The sequence below is a fragment of the Marinobacter sp. CA1 genome (assembly GCF_020546665.1).
Classification (GTDB): domain Bacteria; phylum Pseudomonadota; class Gammaproteobacteria; order Pseudomonadales; family Oleiphilaceae; genus Marinobacter; species Marinobacter xestospongiae.
In genome coordinates this window covers 1,088,327-1,114,688 of the sequence record NZ_CP071785.1, presented here as the reverse complement: position 1 = coordinate 1,114,688, position 26,362 = coordinate 1,088,327, and the positions used below count along the sequence as shown (strand labels likewise).

Annotated in this window: 30 protein-coding genes; 12 read left to right on the top strand and 18 right to left on the bottom strand. The window is 56.9% G+C overall.

Features of this window, described 5'->3' with window-relative positions; translation table 11 throughout:
* The first annotated feature begins 279 nt into the window (after nucleotides 1-279).
* Together J2887_RS05170 and J2887_RS05165 are read left to right on the top strand one after the other, a co-directional pair.
* The gene (locus J2887_RS05170) at nucleotides 280-1,470 is read left to right on the top strand and encodes an RtcB family protein (RefSeq protein ID WP_227174632.1); all 1,191 of its coding nucleotides are present in this window, start codon (nucleotides 280-282) and stop codon (nucleotides 1,468-1,470) included.
* An 11-nt stretch (nucleotides 1,471-1,481) separates the two neighbouring features.
* Nucleotides 1,482-1,748 (top strand): hypothetical protein, encoded by a 267-nt coding sequence (locus J2887_RS05165; protein WP_227174630.1) that lies wholly within the window; start codon nucleotides 1,482-1,484, stop codon nucleotides 1,746-1,748.
* A 9-nt stretch (nucleotides 1,749-1,757) separates the two neighbouring features.
* On the opposite strand, the gene J2887_RS05160 is transcribed toward J2887_RS05165, so the two are convergent.
* The gene (locus tag J2887_RS05160; RefSeq protein WP_227174629.1) at nucleotides 1,758-2,708 is read right to left on the bottom strand and encodes an adenosine deaminase; all 951 of its coding nucleotides are present in this window, start codon (nucleotides 2,706-2,708) and stop codon (nucleotides 1,758-1,760) included.
* Between the two features lie 104 nt (nucleotides 2,709-2,812).
* Nucleotides 2,813-3,778: an ABC transporter substrate-binding protein gene (locus J2887_RS05155; RefSeq protein ID WP_227174627.1), complete on the bottom strand. Its 966-nt coding sequence runs from the start codon at nucleotides 3,776-3,778 to the stop codon at nucleotides 2,813-2,815.
* A gap of 250 nt (nucleotides 3,779-4,028) precedes the next feature.
* Here J2887_RS05155 and J2887_RS05150 point away from each other — a divergent pair, with 250 nt between their 5' ends.
* A complete protein-coding gene (locus J2887_RS05150; RefSeq protein WP_227172648.1) occupies nucleotides 4,029-5,057 on the top strand; it encodes an IS630 family transposase in 1,029 nt (342 codons plus the stop codon).
* An 88-nt stretch (nucleotides 5,058-5,145) separates the two neighbouring features.
* On the opposite strand, the gene J2887_RS05145 is transcribed toward J2887_RS05150, so the two are convergent.
* From J2887_RS05145 to J2887_RS05130, 4 genes are all read right to left on the bottom strand, one after another.
* Complete coding sequence (locus tag J2887_RS05145; protein WP_227174625.1) at nucleotides 5,146-6,729, bottom strand: aldehyde dehydrogenase family protein; 1,584 nt, start codon at nucleotides 6,727-6,729, stop codon at nucleotides 5,146-5,148.
* A gap of 146 nt (nucleotides 6,730-6,875) precedes the next feature.
* On the bottom strand, nucleotides 6,876-7,607 hold the full coding sequence (locus J2887_RS05140) for a hypothetical protein (RefSeq protein WP_227174624.1): 732 nt from the start codon (nucleotides 7,605-7,607) through the stop codon (nucleotides 6,876-6,878).
* On the bottom strand, nucleotides 7,607-8,485 hold the full coding sequence (locus J2887_RS05135; protein WP_227174622.1) for a hypothetical protein: 879 nt from the start codon (nucleotides 8,483-8,485) through the stop codon (nucleotides 7,607-7,609). Before J2887_RS05135 ends, J2887_RS05140 begins: the two co-directional genes overlap by 1 nt.
* Nucleotides 8,486-8,627: 142 nt before the next feature.
* A complete protein-coding gene (locus tag J2887_RS05130) occupies nucleotides 8,628-9,605 on the bottom strand; it encodes a Solitary outer membrane autotransporter beta-barrel domain (protein ID WP_227174620.1) in 978 nt (325 codons plus the stop codon).
* Nucleotides 9,606-9,824: 219 nt separating this feature from the next.
* Here J2887_RS05130 and J2887_RS05125 point away from each other — a divergent pair, with 219 nt between their 5' ends.
* Nucleotides 9,825-10,397: a hypothetical protein gene (locus J2887_RS05125; protein WP_227174617.1), complete on the top strand. Its 573-nt coding sequence runs from the start codon at nucleotides 9,825-9,827 to the stop codon at nucleotides 10,395-10,397.
* Nucleotides 10,398-10,413: 16 nt separating this feature from the next.
* Here the strand turns inward: J2887_RS05125 and J2887_RS05120 are convergent, their stop codons facing one another.
* The 3 genes from J2887_RS05120 to J2887_RS05110 all read right to left on the bottom strand — a co-directional run bounded on the left by J2887_RS05120 (nucleotide 10,414) and on the right by J2887_RS05110 (nucleotide 12,301).
* Nucleotides 10,414-10,881 (bottom strand): hypothetical protein, encoded by a 468-nt coding sequence (locus J2887_RS05120; RefSeq protein WP_227174615.1) that lies wholly within the window; start codon nucleotides 10,879-10,881, stop codon nucleotides 10,414-10,416.
* 27 nt (nucleotides 10,882-10,908) lie between these two features.
* On the bottom strand, nucleotides 10,909-11,391 hold the full coding sequence (locus tag J2887_RS05115) for an FKBP-type peptidyl-prolyl cis-trans isomerase (protein ID WP_227174613.1): 483 nt from the start codon (nucleotides 11,389-11,391) through the stop codon (nucleotides 10,909-10,911).
* Nucleotides 11,392-11,518: 127 nt separating this feature from the next.
* Nucleotides 11,519-12,301 (bottom strand): helix-turn-helix domain-containing protein, encoded by a 783-nt coding sequence (locus tag J2887_RS05110; protein WP_227174611.1) that lies wholly within the window; start codon nucleotides 12,299-12,301, stop codon nucleotides 11,519-11,521.
* Between the two features lie 145 nt (nucleotides 12,302-12,446).
* On the opposite strand from J2887_RS05110, the gene J2887_RS05105 reads away from it, so the two are divergent.
* Nucleotides 12,447-12,854 (top strand): hypothetical protein, encoded by a 408-nt coding sequence (locus tag J2887_RS05105; protein WP_227174609.1) that lies wholly within the window; start codon nucleotides 12,447-12,449, stop codon nucleotides 12,852-12,854.
* A 100-nt stretch (nucleotides 12,855-12,954) separates the two neighbouring features.
* Here J2887_RS05105 and J2887_RS05100 read toward each other — a convergent pair whose 3' ends face one another.
* The 3 genes from J2887_RS05100 to J2887_RS05090 are packed head-to-tail and all read right to left on the bottom strand — an operon-like array spanning nucleotide 12,955 to nucleotide 16,106.
* The gene (locus J2887_RS05100; RefSeq protein WP_227174601.1) at nucleotides 12,955-14,736 is read right to left on the bottom strand and encodes a DEAD/DEAH box helicase; all 1,782 of its coding nucleotides are present in this window, start codon (nucleotides 14,734-14,736) and stop codon (nucleotides 12,955-12,957) included.
* Between the two features lie 44 nt (nucleotides 14,737-14,780).
* A complete protein-coding gene (locus tag J2887_RS05095) occupies nucleotides 14,781-15,665 on the bottom strand; it encodes an alpha/beta fold hydrolase (protein ID WP_227174599.1) in 885 nt (294 codons plus the stop codon).
* 21 nt (nucleotides 15,666-15,686) lie between these two features.
* Entirely contained in the window at nucleotides 15,687-16,106 is a 420-nt protein-coding gene (locus tag J2887_RS05090) for a MarR family winged helix-turn-helix transcriptional regulator (protein ID WP_227174597.1), read from the bottom strand.
* A gap of 146 nt (nucleotides 16,107-16,252) precedes the next feature.
* Here J2887_RS05090 and J2887_RS05085 point away from each other — a divergent pair, with 146 nt between their 5' ends.
* From J2887_RS05085 to J2887_RS05075, 3 genes are all read left to right on the top strand, one after another.
* Complete coding sequence (locus J2887_RS05085; protein WP_227174595.1) at nucleotides 16,253-16,525, top strand: hypothetical protein; 273 nt, start codon at nucleotides 16,253-16,255, stop codon at nucleotides 16,523-16,525.
* Between the two features lie 91 nt (nucleotides 16,526-16,616).
* Nucleotides 16,617-17,066, top strand: coding sequence for a hypothetical protein (locus J2887_RS05080; protein ID WP_227174593.1), 450 nt, complete (start codon nucleotides 16,617-16,619; stop codon nucleotides 17,064-17,066).
* Nucleotides 17,067-17,205: 139 nt separating this feature from the next.
* The gene (locus J2887_RS05075) at nucleotides 17,206-17,697 is read left to right on the top strand and encodes a hypothetical protein (protein ID WP_227174591.1); all 492 of its coding nucleotides are present in this window, start codon (nucleotides 17,206-17,208) and stop codon (nucleotides 17,695-17,697) included.
* A 145-nt stretch (nucleotides 17,698-17,842) separates the two neighbouring features.
* Here the strand turns inward: J2887_RS05075 and J2887_RS05070 are convergent, their stop codons facing one another.
* The 3 genes from J2887_RS05070 to J2887_RS05060 form a co-directional block, all read right to left on the bottom strand.
* On the bottom strand, nucleotides 17,843-18,190 hold the full coding sequence (locus J2887_RS05070; RefSeq protein ID WP_227174590.1) for a hypothetical protein: 348 nt from the start codon (nucleotides 18,188-18,190) through the stop codon (nucleotides 17,843-17,845).
* Nucleotide 18,191: 1 nt separating this feature from the next.
* Nucleotides 18,192-19,280, bottom strand: coding sequence for a hypothetical protein (locus tag J2887_RS05065; RefSeq protein WP_227174588.1), 1,089 nt, complete (start codon nucleotides 19,278-19,280; stop codon nucleotides 18,192-18,194).
* A 226-nt stretch (nucleotides 19,281-19,506) separates the two neighbouring features.
* The gene (locus tag J2887_RS05060; RefSeq protein ID WP_227174586.1) at nucleotides 19,507-20,385 is read right to left on the bottom strand and encodes a hypothetical protein; all 879 of its coding nucleotides are present in this window, start codon (nucleotides 20,383-20,385) and stop codon (nucleotides 19,507-19,509) included.
* Between the two features lie 426 nt (nucleotides 20,386-20,811).
* Between J2887_RS05060 and J2887_RS05055 the strand changes: the two genes are divergently transcribed.
* Both J2887_RS05055 and choX read left to right on the top strand, forming a co-directional pair.
* Nucleotides 20,812-21,312 carry a hypothetical protein gene (locus J2887_RS05055; RefSeq protein ID WP_227174584.1) on the top strand — a complete coding sequence of 167 codons (501 nt, stop codon included), beginning with the start codon at nucleotides 20,812-20,814 and terminating at the stop codon, nucleotides 21,310-21,312.
* Nucleotides 21,313-21,599: 287 nt separating this feature from the next.
* Nucleotides 21,600-22,547 (top strand): choline ABC transporter substrate-binding protein, encoded by a 948-nt coding sequence (gene choX / locus J2887_RS05050; RefSeq protein WP_228752864.1) that lies wholly within the window; start codon nucleotides 21,600-21,602, stop codon nucleotides 22,545-22,547.
* Between the two features lie 37 nt (nucleotides 22,548-22,584).
* Here the strand turns inward: choX and J2887_RS05045 are convergent, their stop codons facing one another.
* From J2887_RS05045 to J2887_RS05035, 3 genes are all read right to left on the bottom strand, one after another.
* Nucleotides 22,585-23,253 (bottom strand): HAD family hydrolase, encoded by a 669-nt coding sequence (locus J2887_RS05045; RefSeq protein ID WP_227174581.1) that lies wholly within the window; start codon nucleotides 23,251-23,253, stop codon nucleotides 22,585-22,587.
* A 197-nt stretch (nucleotides 23,254-23,450) separates the two neighbouring features.
* Nucleotides 23,451-23,843 carry a hypothetical protein gene (locus tag J2887_RS05040; RefSeq protein WP_227174579.1) on the bottom strand — a complete coding sequence of 131 codons (393 nt, stop codon included), beginning with the start codon at nucleotides 23,841-23,843 and terminating at the stop codon, nucleotides 23,451-23,453.
* Between the two features lie 271 nt (nucleotides 23,844-24,114).
* A complete protein-coding gene (locus tag J2887_RS05035) occupies nucleotides 24,115-25,002 on the bottom strand; it encodes a LysR family transcriptional regulator (RefSeq protein WP_227174577.1) in 888 nt (295 codons plus the stop codon).
* 112 nt (nucleotides 25,003-25,114) lie between these two features.
* Here J2887_RS05035 and J2887_RS05030 point away from each other — a divergent pair, with 112 nt between their 5' ends.
* The gene (locus J2887_RS05030) at nucleotides 25,115-25,756 is read left to right on the top strand and encodes an NAD(P)-dependent oxidoreductase (RefSeq protein WP_227174568.1); all 642 of its coding nucleotides are present in this window, start codon (nucleotides 25,115-25,117) and stop codon (nucleotides 25,754-25,756) included.
* Nucleotides 25,757-26,124: 368 nt separating this feature from the next.
* A complete protein-coding gene (locus J2887_RS05025) occupies nucleotides 26,125-26,361 on the top strand; it encodes an addiction module protein (RefSeq protein ID WP_227174566.1) in 237 nt (78 codons plus the stop codon).
* The last annotated feature ends 1 nt before the right edge of the window (nucleotide 26,362 follow it).

The following is a 26,362-nucleotide window of genomic DNA, read 5'->3' as shown; positions in this document are numbered from 1 at the left end:
TGCCCACCAAGAATTCACCCAAGCCTTGCGACATTGTCGCGGGGCGCTACGCAACAGGAGGAAAACACATGTCACAACTCAAGCAGGTATCCAGTAACTGATACTGCCTTCCTCCTAGTCGGCTGGAAGGCATAAAGGTCTTCCGGCGCAGTGGTATGCATAACGCATAAAAACCCTGGTGGACCCTGTTCACCAGGGTTTTTTCGTATGGGCGGTGCGTCGGCAGACAGCATTTGGGAACCTCGACACCCGTTCGAGGTCCCATAAAAAGGATTTGTTATGCCGATTCGGAGAACCATCAATAAAGGCCGGGTGCCCGTCAAGATCTACACCAACCAGGTGGAGCACGGCGCTCTCAATCAACTGGCCAACATCGCCCAACTGCCCATTGTGCACAGCCACATTGCAGCCATGCCGGATGTCCATATGGGTATCGGCGCCACCGTGGGGTCGGTGATCCCCACCCTTGGTGCCATTATCCCCGCCGCTGTCGGCGTCGACATCGGCTGCGGCATGAATGCGGTGCGGCTGACGCTCAAGGCGAGCCAGCTCCCAGAGAGCCTGCGCAAGATCCGCAGCGCCATCGAGGCCACGGTACCGGTGGGCTTCAATATGCACAGCCGGCCCAGCATCCAGCGCAAGTCCGTCGCGCAGCTGGACGCAGAGCTCGATGACATTCTGGGCAAACACCCGGGGCTGCTGAAAATGCAGAAACCCCATACCTGGGCGAAACAGCTTGGCACCCTGGGTGGCGGCAACCACTTCATCGAACTGTGTATCGATGAGAGCCAGGATGTGTGGATCATGCTGCACTCCGGCAGCCGTGGCATTGGCAATGTTATTGGGCGTTACTTCATCAGCCTGGCGAAGAAAGATGCCCAGCGCCACCAGCTGCACCTGCCGGACAAGGACCTGGCCTACTTCTCGGAGGGGGCCGATCACTTTGACGACTATGTGCAGGCGGTGGAATGGGCCCAGGAATACGCCCTGGTCAATCGTCGCGAGATGATGCGTCTGGTGGTCAACGCCATCCGCCCTCACCTGCCGGAGTTCCAGGTGAGCAAAGAGGCCATCAACTGCCACCACAACTATGTGGCCCGGGAGACCCACTTTGGCGAACAGGTGTTCCTGACCCGCAAGGGCGCCATTGCGGCTGCCGAGGACCAGTTGGGCATCATCCCCGGCAGCATGGGCGCCAAGTCGTTCATTGTCCGTGGCAAGGGTAACGCCGAGTCGTTCTGCTCGTGTTCCCACGGTGCCGGACGCACTATGAGCCGCACCCAGGCCAAGCGGCAGTTCAACCGCGCCGACATGGAGGCCCAGACCCTGGGCGTAGAATGCCGTAAGGACAAGGGAGTGCTGGACGAAATTCCGGCCGCTTACAAAGACATTGATGAAGTGATGGCAAACCAGAGCGATCTGGTCGAAGTGGTGCACACCCTGAAACAGGTTGTGTGCGTAAAAGGATAAGGAGACACGTTATGGCAAAAGCACCAAAACCCATGCACAACTGGGCCGCCTGCGACCCGTTGATGCGCAAGGGCGGCGTCCATCAGGAGGCGAAACTCAGCCAACGTCCCCGTCTGGACTGGCGCCAGGCACTGGACGAATTCGAGGACTGGCAGGATGAGGTGTCAGAACCCGACTCAACCGACAATCACGAAGGGCCCCAGAGCCCTTCTTTTTTTATGGTCACTGCACATTTTATTGTCACTGCACACCGCCAGCCGACGGCGCCGAAACCTTAAGCTCTCGCCTTACACCAGGCGGGCGTCCAGGCTGTTTTGGGCCAGCCGGCGAGCCTGCACCTCGGTCATCCCCAATTCCTCCCGCAGGGCCTGAAAGTTCTCCAGCACATACCCACCGAAATAGGACGGGTCGTCCGAGTTCACCGACACATTGAGACCACGATCCAGCAGTTCCAGGATGTTGTGGTGGGCCATGTCCGGAAACACACACAACTTGATGTTCGACAATGGGCAAACCGTCAGCGGCATCTGCTCGTCCACCAGCCGGTCAATCAGCTTCGGGTCTTCCGCGGCACGCACGCCGTGGTCAATCCGGTTCACCTTGAGCAGATCCAGCGCCTGCCAGATATACTCCGGTGGCCCTTCTTCGCCGGCGTGAGCCACCGCCAGCAAGCCCTCGGCTCGCGCCTTGGCAAACACCCGCTCAAATTTACTGGGGGGATGCCCCTGCTCTGAGCTGTCCAGCCCCACCGCAAAAAACTGATCCCGGAACGGCATGGCCTGCTCCAGCGTTCGAAAGGCATCGTCTTCCGACAGATGCCGCAGGAAGCTGAGAATCAACTCTCCGCTGATACCAAGTTGCTCACGACCGTCACGCAACGCGCCGCTGATGCCGTTGATGGCCACCTCAAAGGGAATGCCCCGGCCGGTATGGGTCTGGGGATCAAAGAAAGGCTCAACGTGCACCACTCCCTGGGCCTGGCACCGCTGCAGGTAGGCCCAGGTGAGATCGTAGAAATCCTGCTCCGTGCGAAGCACATTGGCGCCCTGGTAGTACAGATCCAGGAATTCCTGCAGGTTGTTGAAGGAATACGCCTGTCGCAGGGCGTCCACGTCCTTCCATGGCAGCTCAATGCCATTACGCCGGGCCAGCGCAAACATCAGTTCGGGCTCCAGAGCGCCTTCCAGATGCAGGTGCAGCTCGGCTTTGGGCAGGGCGTTCAGCCAGGCGTCGTTCATCACAGTCTCCGGGGTCGTTGTATCGTCAATCTACAAATCATCCTAGAGAGTCGTGGAGCTGGCAACTTTCGCCCGCCTGCTCGCCAGGGCCAGGACGCCTCTGGCTACTCGACAAAGCTCGATTGGCTGGAAATCAGTGACGACAGTTCCAGATTCCAGTGCGCCATACCACTGCGGCTGTAGACATAGTGCCCGCTGAGGGAGCGCATCTGTGGAATACGGTCAGGGGCAACGCCACTCAGAATCAGCGATGCCAGCCGGGCAGCCGTGATCCCTTCCTGATGGGCAGACACGGTGAACCCACCGACGCTCTGCTGCTTGCCAATGAAGATGTCCCAGAACGAGAAGATCGGTACCTGGGCATAGGCAAACGCCCGGCTCATCAGCTCGGCAGGCGGCACGTAGCGATCCGCCTGGTCCCGAATGGTGTGATGGGTGCCAACGATGATGGCGTCGTAGTGCTCATGGGCGGTAAACACGTTCTGCAGCCAGGTGTCCCGGTCGTTGGTGAGTACAATATCCAGGCTCGCCCCATACAGAGACGATTCACGTTCCTCGCCGAAGTACTCCGTCACCGCATTGCGCATGGTGGGAGAATCGTCCATCAGGATCAGAAACCGGTCGCTCTGGCCAAGCACCTTGCGCAGGTGACGGACGTTCTCGGCAAAGAAAGGACGCTCCAGAATGCCGGTCACCAGAGGGTGCGCCAACTCAGGATGCTGATTGGGGCCGCCATTGACGCCAAGAAACACCACCGGAATCTGCCGGCGCACCAGATACCCGGCCATCAGCGAAAAGGCATTGTCATCCCCCAGAATCGCCAGGTCTGGCTGCAGTGCTGCAACCCGCTCCTGCACGCTCGCCGCCTGCTGGGGCCATTCGGACTTGGGCAATCGTTTGGTGTCCAAAGCCAGGACATGAATCTCATGGCTTTCGCCCAGCTCCGACTGGATCGCAGCGATGTAATCGGCATCCCACTGATAGGCGTCGTGGTAGCTCTCAATCACAACCACGGTCTTGGCAAAGCACAGGGGGCTCACGAGCAGCAAAGCAAGTAACAGGAAACGCATGCCTGGGTCCTTGTTGTTATTGGTATGGGGCAGGTAGCCATACAAATAACACACCACATCCACAAGGCATTGATTTATAAACTGTTGAGCGCTATGGCGGACAGTTTTGAGAGGGGGTAAAGGCTTGAATGTACGGTTATCCAGACAGCCGGTGTCTGGATCTCAGGACAGGTACTAATGAGTACGAAAGTAAGCGAACATCATTTATAATGCAGTCCCTATTCGCCAAGCTTATCGGATATCTCCCCTCATGCGCCATGACGACGGTCGTAAACTCGACCACAAGACATTGGAAGCCCTCCGCATTCGCGCCGTTCAACGTGTGATGGATGGAGAGAGTCCTGAAGTGGTCATCAAGGCTCTTGGCATGAGCCGGGCGCGGATCTATGAGTGGCTGGCGGCCTATCGCGAAGGTGGCTTTGACGCCCTCAAGGCGAAGCAGATTTCAGGCCGACCGAAGAAGCTGACCGGAGACCAGATTCGTGAACTCTACACTTGGATCACCTCATTCACGCCGGATCAACTGAAGTTCGAGTTTGCGTTGTGGACCCGGGCTCGCGTGCGTGAACTGATCCGCCGGGAGTTCAATGTACGCCTGAGCGATGTGTCTGTTGGGCGCCTACTCCGGAACCTCGGTTTGACACCTCAGAAACCGCTGCATAGGGCCTACCAGCAAAACCCGAAAGCAGTGGAACAATGGAAGAAAGAAACCTATCCAGAGATTCAAAAAGAGGCCAAGAAGGCAGGAGCCACCATCTTCTTCGGAGATGAGGCCACCATTCGCTCTGATTATCACAGTGGCACAACCTGGGCCCCTGCGGGCGAAACTCCCCTCATACGAGGGACTGGAAGCCGCTTCAGTCTAAACCTGATTTCTGCCATTTCGCCTCGTGGAGAGCTGCGCTTTAAAACGCTGCAGGGCACCATGAATGCCGAGGTGTTTATCGGTTTTCTCAAAGCTTTGGTTCGGGATGCTGACAAACCCGTGTTCCTGATTTTGGACAACCACCCAGTCCATCATGCCCGCAAGGTCAGAGAGTACGTGGACAATCTTGATGGCAGGCTCAGGTTGTTTTTCTTGCCGCCTTACTCCCCCGAACTGAACCCGGACGAGTCTGTCTGGGGCTACATCAAGTATCACCATGTGGGCAAGAAAGTCATCAACAACAAGGAGCAGCTCCGAGCTATCGTTTATCGGCAACTACGGCGATTGCAGAAATTACCAAAGCTCTTGAAGTCATTTTTCGGGCATCCGGAGCTGGCTTATATCTCGGCGTGATGTTCGCTTACTTTGTTTTGGATTAGTAAGCGGTGTGTTCGCGCTCGGGGCCGGCGGCAGGTCGTGGCCTGCCGCCGGCTTGCAGGCTTCAGAAGTACATCTTTCGGATCATCGTGGGAACCACCTTCCCAGCTGCCCGAATGAAATCAACCGGAGATGTTGGGGCCTCCATGTGCATGGCGTTGCGCAGGGCGTCGTAGCTTTGGCGGTCCTGGGGATACCACCACAGATTTCGTTTCGCCCGCAGCCAGTCCCAGTTCACCACCTTGGCTTTGCTCATTTCCATCAGCCCTTCCGGGCCGTGGGTACGACCGATGCCGGATTCCCCGGGGCCACCCCAGGGCAGATCAGACATCCCATGGGTATAGAGGTGGTCATTGATGGCAACAACACCACCCTTGACGCGGTTGGCCAATACCTTGCCTCGACCGGTGTCGCGGGTCCAGATTGACGCCGTCAGTGCCATGGTGCAGTCGTTTGCCAGCGCAACGGCTTCGTCTTCGGTCTTGAACGACATGACCGGGATGATCGGCCCGAACGTCTCCTCGCGCATCAGCGTCATGTCATGGTGCACATCGGTGACCAGTGTCGCAGGGTGAAACTGTCCGTCCTGGCCGCCGACCGGCTCGGACTGGGCCACAATCCTGGCACCATCGGCGATCGCTTCCGCCAACTGTTTGGCCACCGTCTCACGCTGCTTGGGCGTGGTCATGGAACCCAGATCCACTCCGCAGTGGTCGCCGGGAACCCCATGACGCAACGCCCGTGTTTTCTCTGCCAGCAGATCCACAAACCTGGTATACACCGATTCGTGGACGTAGATACGCTCCACCCCGCCACAGGACTGTCCCGCGTTCTGATACCCGGCCCAGGCCGCACCATTGGCCGCCCGCTCCAGATCGGCATCGTCGAGCACAATCATCGGGTCCTTGCCGCCCAGTTCGAGAGACACCGGTGTCAGGGTCTCTGCGGCTTGCGCCATCAATGTCTTACCGGCAGGTACCGAACCGGTAAAGAACAGTTTGTCGATGCCATGCTTGAACATCGCCGTGGAGACTTGCCCACCGGAGCCGATGATGTGGCTGAACAGCCCCTCTGGCAGGCCGCCGGCGGCCACAATGCCTTCAATGGCCTTACCAACCAGCGGCGTCACCGCTGCCACTTTCAGGATGATGGCATTGCCGGCCATCAGACCCATGACAATCTCGCCAAACGGAATTGATAACGGGTAGTTCCAGGGACTGATGATGCCCACAACCCCCAGCGGCTCATAGCGCACTTCGGAGCGCTTGCCGAGCCACAACAGGCTGGTCGGCTCACGGCTCTCGGGCTTGAGCACCTTGGCTGCGTTGTTGCCATACCAGTTACAGGCGAGCAGACATGGCAGCACCTCGGTGGCGAGCGCATCCAGCCGGGTCTTGCCGTTGCCGTCACTGACGATACGCGCCAGCTCATCCGCGTTGTCACGGATGTAATCACGCATCTTGAAGATGTGTTTGCGGCGCTCAGAGAATGATTTCGCAGCCCAGATGCTCTGGGCCTGGCGGGCCTGCTGGAAGATCCCGGGGATGTCCTTCTCCGGGGTATTCGCCACGGAATCCAGCGTCTCGCCAGTCGCTGGGTTCAACGCGTGGGTTTCTGCATTCTGAGGAAAGACGGCTACGTTACTCATGGTCAGATTCCTGGTTGGCAATGGATCTGCTGGTGATCGTTCTGCGAACCAGAATACGACCGTTGGCAGAGCCAACCATTGGCATCAGAAACCGGAAAACGCCGCCGCCATCACCAGTGGCAGCAGGTTCCTCCAGCGTGACCGGGCTATTCGCCCGGCCAAACGCTCTTCAGAACCCGCATGGGTCCATCGTCCTCTTCCCGCGTCACGATCAGGTAGCGCGCCGTACCGTAGGTCCCTTCCTCAAGTGCACTTTCCAGGTAGAGGATGGCATCGCGAGCTTCATCGTCGTTGAAATCCCCGGTGGCCACCAGAAAAACCCGCTGGATCGCGCCGTCTTCCGTCACGTAGGTGGCCTCATAGGGGCTGCGGGACTGATACTCCCTGATGGCGCTGAAATCCTGCCAGGAGCGGCTCTCCTTCACCCGCGCCCGCTGGTAGTCGGAAATCGCCACGGCCAGCTCCGCTGGTGCGACCTCAGGAAAATCCGGACCCAGCAGCGGCGCAGGCAGGTGATTGTTGATCGAGGGCTTCAGAGCTCCACTGTCCTCAGTGGCCAGGCAGAGTGCCAGGTTGGCCTGCGCCAGACCGTAATCGGACGGCTGGGCCGGCCCGAAGCCATCATTATGAGCTTCGAGTAAGGCTCGACAGCTCTCCACCGACCTCGAATCACCGCCCGACTTCGTCAGCATGAGCGGAAACTGCCAGCGCGCCGACATCAACCCGTCCGCAGTGACCTCATCCGGTGACGGCACCGGTTCAAGGGTTGCCAGCATCGGATGTTCGGGACTGAGCGCCTGCGGTTGTTGCGCGGCACTACTGCAGGCTGACAGCATCAGTGCTGTAGCGAGGAGAAAGGAACGATGTGCGGGCATCATCAGGGAGTTCCTGCGGCTTGATTGAGCAAGTTCCGAACGTACAGATTGCGTTCATCACTGATACCACCCCGTCGACTTTCCCTCGCAGCAGCCGCCCAGTCGCTGTTGCCAATATGCCGATTGAAATTCGGATACTCGTTCTTCAATTTGGTCATACCGAGGTTGAAAATCATGTCGTACAGAGCCAGTTTCACCTTGTCTGGCATGGCGTTGAAAGCCGCTTTACCGTAGATCGTTTGCAACTCGCCGGTAAAGCTCTGAACGTGCTTGCGGGTCAACTGGTCGATGGTGGCGTTGGTCAGTTCCAACGACGTATAAGGGCGGAATGCACTGGCGCCATATCGCCGGCCATAGGGCCGTTGCTTGATGGCGTTGTATTCCTCGCGAATCTCGGTTGCTGTTGCAGCCCTACCGGTATCACGATGAACAAAGGAGATCGCCGCAGCCTGGTTAGCATCCGGGATCATATTGCCCACACCAACCGTCACATAACCGCGGGTGTCCAGATACATATGAGGTATCCGGCCTTCCTGTTGCTCAAGGCGCTTCATCAGGGTAGCAATCAGGTTCGGTGACGGAGAGGCCTGCGACGAGGCTGCCTGCGCCAGTTTCTGGTTCATTAACCGATGGGTTCGGCCATTGGGATCGATACGGCCATCCGGGCGCATCATGCCAACCACCTTTTTCTGGAAAACTTCGATGGCCGCAACGGTATTGGAGCGGGCTGGCACCGCCCCCAGACTTCCATCCACGGCAAGCCGACGGGTTGGTACAATCAGGGCATTCAGTTGATTCAGTGCAGTTTGAACAGAGCGGATGTCGGAGGGCTGATTCTTACCGCCAATCCCGACGGCTCCGGAAAGCGTCATAGTGCTCATTGCGAACTTCCTTATCGCAAGTTGGGAGAGCTCGATCTTACCGTGCGTTTTTACAATTCTGAAGGCCGGTAACAGGCGCAAAGTCTCAAAACGCGAGTCCGATTCAATGTGCCTCAGCTCTGGTCAACCCAAAACACGCCGATCAAAACTCATTGAGCATCAGCACCAGACTACCACCCCGTAACACGCTGCCGTAGTTGAAGTTGATGCCTATCCCGATGTTGTCCAGCACGGAGACATAATCACCGGTATCCACCAACCAGGCGATGCCAGCCTCATAATAATGCCGGTTTCCAAGTGACTGGGAGAGGTCGCCCCCCAGATCCACTCGAGCAATCCGAAACCAGATGGTCTGCCCTGGCAGCCATTCAGACAGCAACGGGTTGGTCATATGGGCGCCATTAAACCAGAACCAGGCTTCCGGGTTGGCATCGTGGGCACGGCGGTCGGTATGGTAGGTGTCGCCGGCCATGTAATGGTAGTCACTGAAGAACTGCCATTGGGTGCGGTGAAAAACCGTGTCATAACTGAGCTGGACGCTCGGCTCCGCCAGCAACGCATCGACAGTGATGTTGGTCAGCAGGCCATCCAGCACGGGAGCAATGTCCCTTGAAGCCTGAGTCCGGAATTCGGCCTGATTGCGGTACCGCATCCAGTGGCCAAAGCCCCGAACGGTCAGCTTCCAGTGATCGTCGAGGTAATGGCGCCAGGCAGATCCCAGAGAGAGCGAAGTGGTCGAATCGTCCAGCTTGTCTTTACGAGGCTCGTCAGACACCACCAGCTGAACGTCCTGTTTCACATCCAGATACGCAGCCTTGGCCACAAAACCCACTTCGTCGCGGCCATTCGAAGCGGCGAGTGTCCACTCATAGGGTAGCGAGATGACTGTAATCTGCTGCCGCAGCTGAGCAGACTCCTCATTACCAAAGGCGTCGTCTTCCAGATTCACAAACTCATTGGGATTGAAATTCCAGAACCCCAGCCGGACGGCATCGCCATTAGTCAACAGGCTGCTGGTCACCAGGGACTGGGACAACTGGTTCTGAACCACTTCGTCTACGCTCGCAGCCGATGCCGTCAAAGCAACCGAGGTGGCCAGGAAACCTGAAAGGGTACGCATGCAACGTCGCATCATGGCGGCTCAGATAATGGCTGCTCAATCATGGAAAAGCCGAGGGCTCACTCATACTATAGGCGCACCCAGAACCAATAGTTAGCGCATGAGCAAGCGCATCACCCACTGATCACGCCCTAAATGGGGTCTATGGTCCCGACTCCAGCTGGTAACATGCTGAACAATTGCAAGGACTGCATAACCAGACCCTGTAAAGGATGCTGAATGAGCACAACTGCTTCAAAACCTCTCATGAATCGGCAGCAGAAGATCCTGTGTTTCACGCAGCTCCCGCTTTTTGTGATCGCAGTGATCTGCACGTTTTCTCCCAAGAACTTCCTTCCGGATGCGGAGGTCGCGAGGGTTTCTGTATTCCTGTCTGCGGCGCTGGCGGTGGGTGTTTCGGTATGGGCCGCAAGTCACGTGCGCAGAGGTACGCTCGATCCCCAATCCGTGTGGAAGGCTTACGGTTGGGCCCGCAAGTGCCTGCTTGTGATCGGCATGCCCCTGCTGCTTTGGGGCGTAAACCACCTGTCGTTCGCTTACGCCCTGCCTCGCCTCTGGACAAGGATCCACAGCGAACCACGCGTGATCAGCTACGAGGTCTCCAGATACCGGGGCGGTGGTCGCTATTCCTGTACCTATCAGATACAGAGTAACCAGCTGGACCCGCTGTATTTCGAGCTGTGCGTTCCGAAAACGTTCTGGAATCAGCTACCAGACCAGCCGTTTGTCGCCACCTTCAGAGTTGATCAATCGTCTCTGGGGATGACGTTTGAGGAGACCTGGGTGAAATAGAGCCGCCCCGATGAGGTCAGCCGTTCATGGGCAAACCATCCAGGAACTCCCTCACTTGTTGTCGGGAGCGCAGCCAATAGAATGCGCTTTGCTCAGGCAGAGCGGCCTTTAAGCCCAGATTTTTTTGCAGGAATAGGCGGTCGTAGGTCAGCGTGCCTTGCAGGAGGGCACGGGACGGCAACCGCCGCAACACCCGGCACACCCTCAGCCAGCGAGGTGGGGAAAGAACGATCAGGACGTCGGCACGACATGCCCGCTCCAGGTAGGTACGGCTGTTCCCACCCTCAATGATCCAGGCGGACTGCAGAGCCCATGTTCTGACTTGGTCGTCCATGGCCTCCGCCGGGCGCAAGGTGCCATCGGCCCGCCACACCGCGTCGTCCACACAGAACCATGGCAGCCCTGTTCGACGGGCAATCTCACCAGCGAGCCAGCTTTTGCCGGCGCCAGGGCCGCCCACAATCATGATTCGTTGCCAGGTCACCACATGGTCCTTATGTGCGCTCCCTGGCTAGTGGTGGTGCCCACCCGGCCCATGCACGTGGCCGTGTGAGATCTCCTCCGGGTCGGCGGCGCGAACGTCGATAATCTCGATATCGAAGGTCAGGGTTTTACCGGCCATGGGATGGTTGGTGTCGACGTCGGCAAACTTATGGCCCACCTTGGCAACGACCACATGACGCGGGCCTTGGTCGGTTTGTACCTGAGCTATCATGCCCGGTTTCCAGCGCTTGGCGCCGACCAGATGCTTGATCGGCACGCGCTGCACCGCATCGGCCTGACGCGGACCGTAGCCTTTATCAGGGGTTACGGTCACGCTGAAGACATCGCCGGCGTCGCGACCTTCCAGAGCCTCTTCCAGCCCTTTGATAATGCCGCCATGGCCATGGAGGTATGCATTTGGCTCACCGCCACGGGAGTTTTCAACGACGCGGTCTTGTTCATCACGGACACTGTAGTGAAACAGCACCACCTGATTCTTTTCGATAGGCATAGGATTCTCTGAGACGGTTTAAAGTCCGCCATTATATCAACCATTCTGGGCACAACGACCAGGCACCAAACTCAACCATGATGTGAGGGTTAGCCTGACCGAGTCAGGCTCATCGCCACGGGCCAACTCATCCTTGCCAATACGCCTTACTGGCCTCATCCATCGGAAAGAAATGCTCAATCCGCAGGTTCTGGGCGGTGACATCCAGGGGCGTGCCGACGGTTGCGATGGTGGAAAAGATGCTGAGCTGGTGGTCTCCCAGGTTCAGTGTGAACGGAATCGCGGGGTAGTCCAGGTGCTCCACCACGTGGCCTTTCCAGTTCTCCGGAACGCCAGGGTTGCTTAGCGCCTGTTCCAGCAACCGGTTGGGCTGATCCCGAAAAGGGCCGGCGAGATGCTCATGGTAGACACGCTGCAGCATATGGCAGGCAATGGTTTCCCAATCACCCACGAAGGGCTTGATGCCTTCGTCATCCAGCAACGACAGCAAAAAGTTTGGCCGCGCCGGAAACCGGGCACCCAGCTCTGCCATTGTTTGCATCAGTTGTCGCATCGCCTGGTTGGCCATCAGCAGATAATACTCGTGGTCGAACACCACCGCCGGGTAAGGCATGTGGCCCTGTAACAGGTGCTCCAGCGCTTCCCTGATCATGGCCATGCCGGGCGAGCTCAAGTCCTGGTCGGAATAGACCTGGCTGTATCCCGCTGCGGACAACAGCCGGTTGGTGCCGGCCAGGTCCGTTTGCAGCATCTGCGCCAGATGCAGAACCATGCCTTTGCTGGGTTTGCTGCGGCCGGTTTCCAGAAAGCTGATGTGCTTTGCCGACACCTCACAGGCCAGGGCAAATTCCATCTGGCTCAGGCGCTTGCCCTGCCGCATTTCTCTGACCAGCGTACCGAAGGCGCTCATAGGGTTTCCTGTCAATGTTCTCGGACATTATTGCGGTTGGGAGTAAGCCAAACCATTACCTCACAGGTAATTGAGTCCATCACCACCCGGGTAGAAGCTTTGTAGCGCACCCGAAACCATTGCGAAACCCAATCAAGGTGATCCCATGAAAAACATGATCCGACAGTTCAGTGTGAAACAGATCGTCCTGACCGACGTCTTCCTCTCCACACCCATGGCGTTGGTACTCATTCTGGCCGCCGAACCGATTGCCCAATGGGCCGGCGGACCTGGCGCCACTTTTTACCTGGTGGCCGGCATTCTGACCTTGCTGTGGTGCCTGGACATGGCGGCAATGGCCATCAATGAGCGATGGTTGGCCAGGCACTACCACCTGATGATTGTGGTGGATGTGAGCTGGGGCCTGCTGTCCCTGGCGCTAATGGTGTGGTTTGCCCCGAGCCTGCAGCCTCTGGGCTGGGTACTCTTCGCGCTGAATGTGCTGGTACCGCTGGACATGGCGTGGATGAAGCGGGTTGCCGACGCGGATGCCCCCCAACCTGCGCTCCGGTAATGATGCGACTCAAACCCGCCCCGGTGTGGCCGTGCACTCCGCCAGCCACACCAGCGTTTGACGCCGGTAAGAAAGCGAAGCCGTTTGTGGCGCTGGGTTATCAGGGAGCCTCGTTGGCCTTCCGGTAACGCCCGTGATAATCGAAGATCCGTTCCTGCACCTGCCAATAGTGCTTGTGCCGGCGGGCAATCACGAAATCCGGCGCCGGCAACACCGTCTGCCGCTCCACCACCTCATCCACGCGGGTAAACGTTTTCGGCGCCTGGCCGTTGGCGAAACGGCGACCGAACAGGCGGTTGAAAACAGCCCGCTGCGCAGGCTTGCCGAAATCAAACGACTCGCCGAGCTCCTCCCCATCCTCACCGTGGTAGGTCAGTTTCAGCCGGCTGCCGGCAACACTCACCGTTACCCCAGCACACCGGATCACCATGGCGTCTTTCAGTTTCAGGGCATCCCTGAGTTGATCATCCGGGTCGATGATGGCCTGGTGACACTGGTGGCAGTTACGGGCCGCAATGTCGTTTTCAGCACCGCAGTGGGGACACTCCTTGAAGCGGAATCGATAATCGCACTGTTGCGGCCGCTCCGTCTGTACCCCGGTTTTGTCTTCTTCCACAGGCTCCAGCAGCCCCTGGCAACGGCGGCCATAGTGCTCGACAACGCGGCCATCACCGTCGGTTTTGCCCCAGAAAATGTTGGCGAAGCCGCACCCCGGGCAGAACACCTGTACCGGCTCGCTGTCGGGGTCCGGTTTCGGCTCCCCCACCTCAGGATGATGCAGGTTCACATGGTTGCCCGCGTAATCGATGACCAGACAATCCTGCTTGCCATCGTCCAGCCGAAGCCCTCGCCCCACGATCTGCTGATACAGGCTGACGGACTGGGTGGGCCGGAGAATGGCAATCAGGTCGACATGGGGCGCATCAAAGCCCGTGGTCAGCACAGACACATTCACCAGGAACTTCAGCTGCCGCTGCTTGAAACGCTGAATCAGCAGGTCCCGATCCTGCAGCTCGGTCGTGCCGGTCACCAGGGCGGTCTGCTGTTGCGGCAGATAGCCGGTGATCTCCCGCGCATGGTCTACCGTGGCTGCAAAGATCATCACCCCTTTACGGTCGGCGGCAAGTTCCGTCACCTGCTCAATGATGGCACGGGTTACCCGCTGGTGTTTGCCGAGCAGCTCGTTAACGTCCTTCTCGGCGTACTCACCAAAGCGATCCCGAGTCAGCGCGGAGAAGTCGTATTGCGCCACCGCCGCGTTCACCAGCTCCGGTCTGGTGAGATAGCCGCGATTGATCATGTAGCTCAGCGGCAGCTCGTAAATGCAGTGCGCGAAGGGCTTGTGCTGCTCGTCGCCGGCGCCGCGAACAAAGCCCCGGTAGTGATAGCGATAGATCCAGCCCATGGCCAGACGGTAAGGGGTAGCGGTAAGGCCGAGCACTTTGAGGGAGTCGTTCTGTTGCCGCAGCAGGTCGATGATCCGTTGATACTGACTGCTCTCGTCTCCGCTGACCCGATGGCACTCATCAATGATCACCAGCGAGTACTCATCCCGGAACTGATCCAGGTTCGCCGACACCGACTGCACACTGGCAAAGGTCACCTGGTGGTGGTTCTCCTTACGCTTCAGCCCGGCGGAGAAAACCCCACCCTCCAAGCCATAGCTCTGATACTTGGCGTGGTTCTGCTCCACCAGCTCCTTCACGTGGGTCAGCACCAGGATCTTGCGCCGGGCAAGCCGGGCCAACTCGGCGATGACCAGACTCTTGCCAGCACCAGTCGGCAACACGATCACCGCGGACGCGTCGGACTGGCGGAAGTGCCTCAGCGTGGCATCAACCGCTTCCTGCTGGTAGGGGCGCAGTGTGAAAGGAGCAGTCATGTTGTGGGCTTGATCGTCAGAAGGGTAACAGGTCGGCCATACTATCAAACGCCCTGGCCGATCACAGAGCTTGGGGCCGAATTCCGATGATCCCCCTTGCCGGCCCCATCCAGGAACCCGATCACCGCATCGTTAAACGCCTGGGGCTGGTCCATCAGGGGCAAGTGACCGGCCTCCGGAAGCCGGCATAGCCGGGCGTTGGGCAGCGTGCGCACCGCGGCCTCGCCATGCTCGATGGCAAACAGCCGGTCATTCTCGCCCCACAGAATCAGCGTCTGGTGATGGATCTGGCGCAGGGCGTCTTCCGGTATGGCGGCTACCGCCGCTCCCCGGCCCTGACTGAAGACCTTCTTGCCGCCGGCCCGCTGAAGCACCTGAACGGAATAGCGGCCATGGTCCGGGTTCCGGTTGCTGGGGTTAACCAACAGATAGCGGGAGAAAAACCGGTTAGCCAGAGACGACGGCAGGGCATTCAGCCAGATCATTCCAGCGAGGGGCAAGATCTCTGGTCGGGCGCCGAGTGCGGCCGAATCCACCAGCACCAGCCGGTCGACCATCTCCGGATGGTCGAGGGTGAACTGCAGGGCAATTGCCCCGCCCTGGGAGAGGCCGATAATGTGGGCCCGGGGAATCGCCAAGGCAGAGAGGAAGTCTTTCAGCCACGCCGAAAAGAAGGGCCGGTCGTAGGCGGCATCGGGCTTGTCAGACTCACCATAGCCGACAATGTCAGGCGCAATCACCCGATAGTTCTGCGCAAGCGCCCCGACGGTTGGGTACCAGGTCACCGCGCCGGCACCTGCCCCATGGAGACAGATCACCGGCGGCCCGTCACCAGCCTCCAGATAGGCCGTATTCACTGCCCCCGCCATCACCTGCGCCTGGCTCACCGGGACGCCCATGCGGTCGATCAATCGCTGTCGATAATTCATTGGCTTCCTTCCAGTTCGTTTCTAGAGCCTTGTCTCGGATAGCGCCTGCAGGGCTGCTTGCTGCTCGTCGGTGAGCAGGTCCATGAAGGCTTCGACCCGCTCATTCACCGAGGTCTCCGCGTCCTTGAACAGGGCTTCGCCCGCTTCGGTCAGGCGAACCAGGCTCACCCTGGCGTCACGGGCGCTTTCTTCTTTCTCCACCAGCCCGATTTTCTGCATGGGATTGAGCAACCGGGTAACCCCCGACGCGCTGAGCCCCACCACCTCGGCCACATCAACGCGGCGCATGTTTCTGGTGGGTGACTGGTGCAGGTGATACATGATGGTGAATTCCTTGAAACTGATACCGTGGGCCGCCAACCACTGGTCCTGCTTCTTCTGGAGCCTGGTCTGGAACGTCGCCAGCTTGAGGAGGTTGCTGGCGTGCTGGGAAAGGGACATAGCGTTAACCTTGCGAGATAATTGACTACTCAAGGATATAGCAACTAATAACTCTGTCAACTGAAGCACTCGATCGCAACCAGTAACCCGCTCACATCAAGCACGAGGCTTTTCGGGCTTTAACAAAACGCCACACCCTCAGCCAGATGCCCGCCATCGTCCAGTACGCCGCACAGGAACTGGACCTGACACCCCAAGACCCCTACACCGCCGCGCTCAGCCTGAAGGTACTGATGGACTGCAACGACCTGTTGATGGAGCTCTGCCGATACAACGGCTCCAGTATGTGGACGCACGAGGAATGGCGAGAATTCCGCACCCGGCGCCTGCCCCAGTGGCTGAGATTGTTTGAGGAAGCGCTGATCCGAGGTCATCCAGTGTCCCGTGCAGCAGGCATCGATTATTATCTAAGAACCTGAAAGTACCGGAATCAGCAGAGAAGGCGGACCAGGAGAATGGCTGACTCAAAGCTATTCTTTTCTCTCGCAAAAGGAATCCCAAAGACACCCCATGGAACAGTCCGATCAACTTTCATTCAGACCATTCAACTGCTCCGACGACAGCCCTGTTCCTCACCTTCAACTGCTAAGGGGCAATCAACCATTCGGCGAACCGCTAAAAGGCGCTCTGATTGAGGCCCAGTATCAGGTTGACGAACAACGCCACCTGCTGTTTGTCACGGATGACGTGCCGTACGAGGAAACCTTACGCCTTTATCTGATCAACCGTGATGCCGAGATTCTGGACTCGCTGGAGTTCGGGGGCTATCTGGCTACCGGGGCGCTGGAAGACCTCCACATCGTCGACAAGCAAACCATTGAGTTCAGCTTCATCCATCTCAAACGCTGCAGGTTAACCGTTAAAGATGAGAGCGGCTGGGAAAAGCCATTGGCCGTAACGCCCGGAGTCCGTCGACCTGGTGGGATAAGGAAGCGATACCTGGCGCTCAATTTCGTCTGAGTGAGAAACCGAGTGTGCCTGCTGTCATTACACATATCTGTTCAGGGCCCAACGCTGTTATTTATGCTTCTGATCAGCACACCTCTGTGCGACAGCTTACCGATGTATCGTGGTTACACCGTTGTGCGGAATCAAAAAGATGAAAACTAGTAAGCCCCAATCCGGCAAAATAATTGTGCTCTTCGTTTCGATGGTTTTGATGGGAGGCTGTCAGGCGTCCACTGCGGAAGAAGTCAAACCCGTTGGCCGCTTCGGTTTTGTTGAGAAAGCCCTGATCGATGCTGTCGATCAAACACCCTTTGCCGCCGTCGTCCGCCACGTGTCGGCCGAACGTCAAGCCTCAGAGGCAAGTGAGGGTGAGCTTGTGTTTCTGCACCACGTTGAAGTCCGTGACGTATTTCGGGGGCCGAAAATCGATCGTCTGACATACGCACTGTTTGCGGAACCCGGTGAGTCGGATGCGGCTCCAGCAGAGTGGGTGATTATTACCCTTTGTCAGGGAAACGAGGGATACCAATGGCCAGGCACCGGAGCCATTTTTCCTGCCACCGAAGAGTTGGTGGCTGTTGCCCGGGAAGCGTCGCGGGATGTCGATCCGGAGCAGCAAGTGTTTGAACAGTGTGAGTGGTGATGGGAGCCGAATGGCTCCCATCTTTAATGGCAACTACATTTTTTAATAGACACTACTGCCCGTCGACCAGAATTGTCAGATCCACTACTCGGCTAAAATCCTTCTAATAGTCCGGCAAATAACAGAATCTACTAGCCGCTTCGCTCTAGAGATCAAATAAAAATACTCCAAATAAAACAACGACTAAAAGACTGTATACTGAAACCATAAAAATTATACCAAGTAAGCGGTCACGAGGGTTTGCGAAACGCCTAATAAGTGTTGCATCCACCATAACTTCATTTTTGCCCGGCAAGCGCCGCTCGCTAAAGACAACAGCCCTGGCAAACCCGAATATACGATAGCCTAAAGCATCCCAACGGGCAGAAAGCTCGAGATTCTCCTTTCGGATATCTTTTTCTATACGCCCCATAGTTAAACGCCCAAATAAAATCCACGAAAGCCCACTCACTATAAAAAGCACACTTACCAGTACTGCATACCAAAAAGGCATCTTACATTACCCGTCCGTACAACTTGTCTACAGCAGCCTGGCCAACAGAGTCAGACCCACTACCAACTAGCAGCCCCACATAGACTCCAGTAAAAACAACTACTCCTAAAATGGCCCACCCAACCGGTCCAGCAGATATAAGGCCGGCAGTTGCCGCCACACCAGCTCGGATGGCTAGCTGTCCGCCATAGCGTCGGCCAGCAGTAACTAACAGTTGCCCTCCAAGGCGACTCCCATGGCTAACTATGGCTTCGCCAGCGGCACCACCAGCAACCATGCCCATGCCCATACCAACCGTCTGCTTAACACTTTCTTTTACCCAGTCTTCTCCATTCGTCTGAACTGTTCTTACTTCACTGTAACGCAGGAACGCGTCTAAGAGAGTAGCGCCATACCCAACACTCCTGAAAAAGCCAGCAAACCATCGCAGATTTCCTCCCTGAATCGAATCAGCCACAAATAATCGATGATCTGCTTTTCCCGATTCACTACGTCTAGCCAAAAGTACGCCGCGGTCGGCGTTTGATAGAGCCGTACCTTTGTTTTTACCACGGCTCCCCGCTGCGACGTAAACACTCAACTCCGAGGCAAATTCGCTTTCAAGGGCTCTATAAGCATCGCGCACCCGGTTCTCGGCTACAAATGAAGTTACTGAAACACCCTTGACAGTTATTTGCTTGCGTTGCTGTAGTGCCAGTAATGCTTCCTGGTATTCCAGCAACGCTTCCTGAAACCCGTTCAACCTAGCTTTGGCAGCACCTGATGAAGCTCCCATCAAACCAGCAATCTGTTTCAAGGTATCTTTATTGAGATTCTCTTTACAAAATGCGGCAACTCCATGGACATCATCACCAAAATTGGCTGCACACCATGCTAGTACTTTCCGATCTTGAAAACCCATTGAGTTTAACTGCCCGACTAACACGGCAGCTAAAGGGTCCTCATAATCAGTCGAATAGGCTTGGCAGGGCGAGATAAGAGAGTTAGCTTGCAATCCATTGAGACGACGAAAATTCTCAATTAAATTAACATCGTTTCCAACAACATCACTAACTTCACACTGACGGGACGAAAAGCATATCTCGGGCATGTTATCAATCCTTGATAATATTGACAGTAAGTTCCAATTTACTGCTGCTGACCTTATCGAATCGATCAATTAGTGTCCAGGACAATTCTTTCGCCATGTGCTCTCCCCGAACTTATTGGTCGCTACGAGCACCGAAACGACTGTAAGGTCGGAACGGGCTTTTCACTCCACGACCGCCCAGGGCCTCAATCAGCGCCCCTTTTGGCCTCCATGGTCACTCGACCCACTAACTTCGGTCCAACACCGGCACGCCCAGAAGCCGGCCGATCGCCTCGGCATCGTGACGGATGGAGGCCTGTTTGCCGTGGTCCATGACATTGATACGGCGGCCGTCGGTTAACACCAGGTTCACTTCGTAGCTCCAGTAGGAGCGGCGGCGGCCGTTGTCGCTGGTACTGGTAACCCCTTCCCGCAGAAGTTGAATCGCCTTGATGTCCTGCAACCTGACCCAGTCTGTTTGGGTCGTCAGGGCCCGAGGATCACTCAGTTTGGCGGAACCGCGCCAATAGCCACCAAGGGACGGGTCAAACACCCGGCGTTTACTGGCCGATTTCAGCATTAGCGCGCCAGCCAACACAAAAACCAGCCCAATCAGCCCGGGAATAACGGCATTCATCAGATCACCGTCGCGAATACCCGCGACAACAAACACACTGCCTACACCGCCCCCCAGAACCATGAACAGAGCACAGAACAGCATCATCTGGATACTGGGGCGGACCTCCAGTCGACTGGGGCTGACCTGGACCAGGTGATGGGTCTTGAAGTTGGAACCGCCTTTTTTGAGTGGCGTCCAGTCGATGTCGTCACCTTCACTACGCTGATTGGGCTCGGCGGCCTGTTGCTGTTTTCCAAGTCGATAGCCCGCGCCGACAATCTTCTTGGCCCGCACTACGCTTGCTACCACCTTCAACGCGATACCAAGACCAATCAGTAGCTTGGCATGCTCCACAAGCGGCTCGGCCAGGCCTGCGGGTAACAGTGGTTGAATGATCAAGGGTGCGAACAGCGCAACCGCTCCAACGATGAGCACAAGAGTTCCCAGCAGGTTGAGCACCGGATTGGCTTTGGTTCGACCAGCACTCTCGGATTGGGATAACGGCATAAGGCTTCCTACAGCAGACGGGATGGCCCAACATTGTAGGCGAAAGCATCATTGCGTAGCCAAACCAACCAGTGACGATCCGGCGGAGAATCACGGCAACCTCCAGCCAGGCCAACTCGGACCCAAACCAACCCAGAATCCACGTTAACCGACTTATGACGTTCAGGCTGATTCGCTCGCCCAATAATGGCAAGCCCATGGCACAAGACTTGTCCCCCGTTTCGCGAGACGTTGGCCGCTTAGCTATAATTCATAAAGGTATTTTCTCAAATATACGACATGAAAACCGCCAGAGGTGGTCCGGAGTTAATCAAAGGCTCCCTGGAAGACAGATCAAGAAAATGGTTGGCGGCAGCGAAATAAGACAGAGCCTCATTAGACTATCAGAAACTCAACGCCCTAAAGGCAAGAACCATTGGATAGAAAATGCAAACTGTACTGGATAGAGACTTCTTTGAATGGCCGGAGGACAATAATGAAACGGATTCACAGATCGCGATCAGTAAAATTATGGAGATACTGGCAGACAGAATTTCCTCAGAAATAACAGGCGCATCCCCGCACTACTTTCTAATTCCTCACCCAATCCGAAACAAGGAGCATCTTTTAGATCGCTTGAACTCAGACAATAGCCCGACTCCAAAAACACCACACTATGAATTTATTGAGTTCGGCTACAAAAGCCGGGGATGTGCATTTTTATTCGATAGAAAAGAAGGCCTATCACACGCCATTCCAATATTTTTTCAGCACAAGCCAGAGGGGTTGATCATTGGCGCCATGGACGCAGTTTCAGGACGTGTTTCCAACATCAAGACCATCAGACGAAAAATGGAAAACATAATGGGACTCAGTCACGATGATACGGCGAACACCAATTACGTAGGATTGGCTTTTGAATGCGACCGGCTAATAGAGATCTTCTAAGGGGCCTCTGGTTAACATCCCGCTGTTGAGCGTCAATGGCCATAATCAACGATCAGAAACACCGCCCGCTCGAAGATTGACCGAGCGGCTCACCTTCCCTGACCCAAGCCTGATACACCAAGCGCAAGGGGAGGTTTCATTTGAGCAACAAAGCGATAACAAAAAGCGAACAACTCGCTCAAAAAGCAACCAGCAAAACCCGCAACTCAAATATCATTCTCGACCGGCTTTATGTACCATCCATCCGCTCACAAACATTGATTGAACGTTCAATTAAAAGGTTTGATATGCGAACGATTTTGATTCTGGCGGTCTTTGCGACGGTCATGGTTGGACAGGCAGCCCATGCCGCCGAGCAGTGTCACCAGGTACGCTTCGGGATTGTGGACTGGACGGACGTCCGGGCCACCACGGCCGTGGCATCCGAACTCTTGCAGGCGCTTGGCTACGAGGTGGCCATTTCCGATCAATCGGTCGTCGAAACCTACGACGCCATGGCGAAAGGCGACATCGACGTCTTTCTGGGCAACTGGATGCCAAGTATGGCGCCCGTGGCAGATCCACTGATCAATGACCAGAAGATCGAGCGGCTACGCGCCAATCTGAAAGGCGCAAAGTACACCCTGGCAGTGCCACAATATGTCTACGATGCCGGAGTCAGGCGCTTTTCTGATATCGCCCGGTTCCCAGACAAGTTTGAGCAGAGCGTCTACGGCCTGGAGAACGGCAATGATGGAAATCAGCTCATTCTCGATATGATCAATGCCAATGCCTTCGGCTTAGGGCGCTTTGATCTGATTGAGACGTCGGAGCGCATTATGTTGGCTCAGGTAAACGGCAAGATTCGTGATCAGAAGTGGATCGTCTTCCTGGCCTGGGCACCACATCCGATGAATGAGCAGTTTGACATTGCGTATCTGGAGGGTGGCGACGATTACTTTGGCCCCGACAAGGGCGGCTCAACGGTTTACACCAACACGCGCGCCGGTTTTGCGGACGACTGTGAAAATGTGGCGACATTCCTGAACAACCTGGAATTCTCACTGGCAATGGAAGGCCAGGTGATGGACATGATCCTGAACCAGTTCGTTCCTCAGGACCGAGCCGCTCGTCACTGGATGAATCAAAACCCAGAGGCCGTGGAGGCGTGGCTGAAGGACGTTACGCATCGTGATGGTAGTGAGGTCGATGCCAGAGCCATAGCGGACTCCATGAAGCTGACCCTGCCCAACTAAGCGATTCAGCATGGCTGTAAAGCCCCGGTTGGGGCTTTCAGTTCAGTGACATCAGCTTGTCGGCGACCTCCACTAGCGTCTCCCCCATCACGTCGGCGGGCAGAAAGACATCACCAGGCTCGTACTCAAGGCGAGCGCACCAGCCTGCCACCGCCCCGGCCCGCTTCGCACCGTGGCAATCCCAGGCATGCACGGCAACCAGGGCCAGACGCTCAATCGGCGTCTCGGTAACTTGTGCGGCACACCGATAGATATCCGGGTGGGGCTTCCAAACCCCGGCGTCCTGAGCGGTCACGATATGATCGACAAACCTGATAAGCCCCGCTCCCTCTAGAAAACGGCGGGTTCTTTCAGGGCTGTTCACCGTCAGACAACCGACAGCCACGCCGGCATCCGCAATCTTCTTCAGGGCAGGCACGGCATCGTCAAAGGTGGGCAGTGTGGAAAAACCGTCAACCACATACTCAATCTCCCGCTCACTGAGCGTGAGCCTGGTCTCCGTCCGGAGCGCTTCCCGTGCAACCGCGTCAAAAGGTGCCGAGTCTCCGGCAAGGGTAAGAGCCATGGCATCGCGCTGAAAGCGCAGGAACCAAGGCTCCAGAATGATCCCCGGCTGACCGACCTCTTCCAGGCGATCAGCCAATGGGGCCAGGTTGATCAGGGTTTCAAGAACATCAAAGAACACTACGTTCGGTCGGACAGCCATCACAAGAGCCTCCCTATACCGGTGTAGGATCACTCAGTGTAGTTCAGCTGAGGACTGTATGCTGCCTGCACGCTCAAATGTCAGTAGCCGATCTAGCCTGCCACTCCAAACATTAATAACCAGGCCTCTTTCTTGAATTGGGATCGGACTTGGCAAAACGGGGTTGAGAAAGACACCTAACCCCCGGTTTTCTAGCATTACTCGGCGACGGGCGTCGAGGGTGCCGGTCTGCTGGCCCCCAACGGATGGCAGTTCTTCAACACCACACGCCCTTGCAGCAGATCGCCCCGGGAATACTCGCGGAAAATGCACTCGTTGGTTTTCGGATTGTAGTCCTCAATCCACAGGTTGTCGCCTTTCCAGGTGGCGCCGATGTGTTGCAGGCCCTGAGGAATGGTAATACTCATCACGCCGCCGTAGCGCTTCACGAAAATCTGCTGCAACCAGAAGTAATACGCCGCGGAGCCAACCACCGCGATCACGACCGCCAGAATCACCGCCGGCTGCCACTTTCCCAGCCGTACGCCGATTCCGAAAAGGGCGCCACACACAAGTGCCAGAACAATGAACCAGTAAAGGTAGGTGACCATAGCAAGATCCTTGCAGATTCAATCGTTAGAGCACCTAAGCGCTCTCCTCACCAGAACAGCATAGCCGTCCTCTCCAGCCCGAGCACAATCTGCACCGGCTTTCGAAAAAACACTTTACCCCAGCGGCACTTGAGGTCTTACCCTAGCCGTGAGGCCCGTTACCCCAGACCTGTTGGAGGATAACGTGACCTATCAAAATAGAACGGTTCTGACTAGCGGTGCTATCTAGCGGGTTAAACCAGCCTGTGTCCCGTCCGGCCAATTCCTTAGCCTACTCGGCCGCCAACCACTGCCGATAGAAATCCACAAAGCTCCGGACCTTGGCCGGAATGAAAGCCCCTGGCGGGAACACTGCGTAAATTCCGCCCGAGGGCAGTTGCCAGTCCGGAAACAGCGACACCAGCCCCGGGTATTGCTGGCTGACATTACCAGCCAGTACCGAGAGGCCCGCTCCTTTCATAATCAGACTGCGTATGGCACTGGTACTGTCGACCTTGAGATGGCTGTTCATCTGCACCTGAATACGCTCTCCGTCCTTCTCGAAGGTCCAGGTCAATGCGCTGGGCAGGGGTGTGAACTCGATCCATCGATGTTGGCTGAGCTCGCTTGGGTGGGCAGGCGTCCCCATAGCTTCGAGGTAAGCGGGGGATGTAACCACCCTCTGCTGAAACTCACCCAGTTTCTGGGCGCGAAGGCTGGAATCTCTCAGCCAGCCCATTCGGATGGCCAGATCAATCCCCTCGCCGACCAGATCCGACACCTTATCACCGCTTCGCAGCTCGATACGCAGGTTCGGGTGACGCTCACCAAACTCGGCCGCAGCGGGCGCGAGGCATTGCGCCACGTGGTCCGCCGGCGCGGTAATCCGCAGGTTGCCACTGAGGGTACGGGCGCTGGTGCCAGCGTCGCTCAGGGCTTCGCCCAACTGGAGCAACAAGGGCTGGCACGCCTGGTAAAGCTGTTGACCCGCCTCCGTTAGGGTGACCTGACGGGTGGTACGGGTGAACAGGGCCAGCCCCAGATGATCTTCCATCGCCCGGATATTGAGGCTGACCTTGGTCTTGGTGCAGCCCAGACGCTCGGCCGCACGGGTGAAGGAACCGGCTTCAACGGTGGCGATGAACAGCGGCAGTGTGTTGAGGTCGATGTCGTTAATCATGGGAACATTGTTATGAGTTCGATAACAATGAATTATCAAACGACCTATTTTTCAAATCAATCATCCCGAACACAATAGACCTCATCGATGACCATTCAATGAGGACGACAACATGAACATTGCAATTATCGGTGCCAGCGGATTTATCGGTTCCGCCCTGCGAGACGAAGCCCTGAGCCGGGGCCATACGGTAACCGCCCTGGTCAGCCGTCCGGAGCGCCTGGAAGCCAGAGACGGATTAACCGTAAAGAAAGCCGATGTGCAGCAGACCGAACGCCTCGCGAACCAGCTCCAGGGCTTTGATGCCGTGCTCAGCGCCTTCTCTGGCCACGCCCAGGAAGACGTGGCCGGCTATTTCGCCAAGGGCTTCGACAGCATTCTGTCCGCCGCCAAACTGGCAGGCGTCAAACGTCTGGTGGTTGTGGGTGGTGCCGGTTCCCTGGAGGTGGCGCCCGGCAAACAACTGATCGACACCCCCGACTTTCCAGCCCAGTACAAAGCAACCGCAGAGGGAGCACGCTATGCCCTGAACGCACTACAAGGACAGGACGACGTTGCCTGGACCATGCTGTCACCGGCGGCCATGATCGCGCCGGGTGAGCGTACTGGTCGGTACCAGTTGGGAAGTGACCAGTTACTGACGGATGCGAACGGCGAGAGCCGGATCTCGGTGGAAGACTACGCCAAAGCCATGATCGATGAGTTGGAAGAACCGGCTCATCAGAATGCCCGCTTCACCCTTGCCTACGCTTGAGGCGATACCACAAAAGCACTGCGGGGGATTCACTGAAAAGCCCCCGCTCGCTTTTCGTTTGACCACGTTAATCAGTGAGGACGCCGGCCCGGCCCAGGCATCTGGTCGGGCGGGATCTGGAGCCGATATTCGGTCATGTGGACGTGAGCGAACTGACGGCCTCGTCAATTGCAGCCCGCAATGACGTTGCTTAGCAAGAAGGTAAGAGCACCACGATATGTCTGTCTCTCACGTCTGGGCCATCCAGGGCCACTCAGTAGTTCCACACGAAGATCAATGCGGCCCGCAAAAATCCGCCAAACCGGCACAACCTTGTTGGGGCCTTTGAATCGGGATAGCATGACTGTATCGGCACTCGCGGAGGCCCTATGACTACCGAAACACTAGAAAACCTGCGTTCTCAGATTTCTACTCTTTCCGAATCGGAACGCGCGGCGTTAGCCCGCGAGCTTATCATGAGCCTGGACGGCCCTCGCGACGGCTCTGTCGAGCAGGCCTGGAGCGACGAAATTGTTCGACGTGTCTTAAAGGTCAAAAACGGTGAAGCCACACTGCTAAGCCGTGATGAATTCCGATCAAAGATGCGAGCAAGGTTAAGCGAGTAAA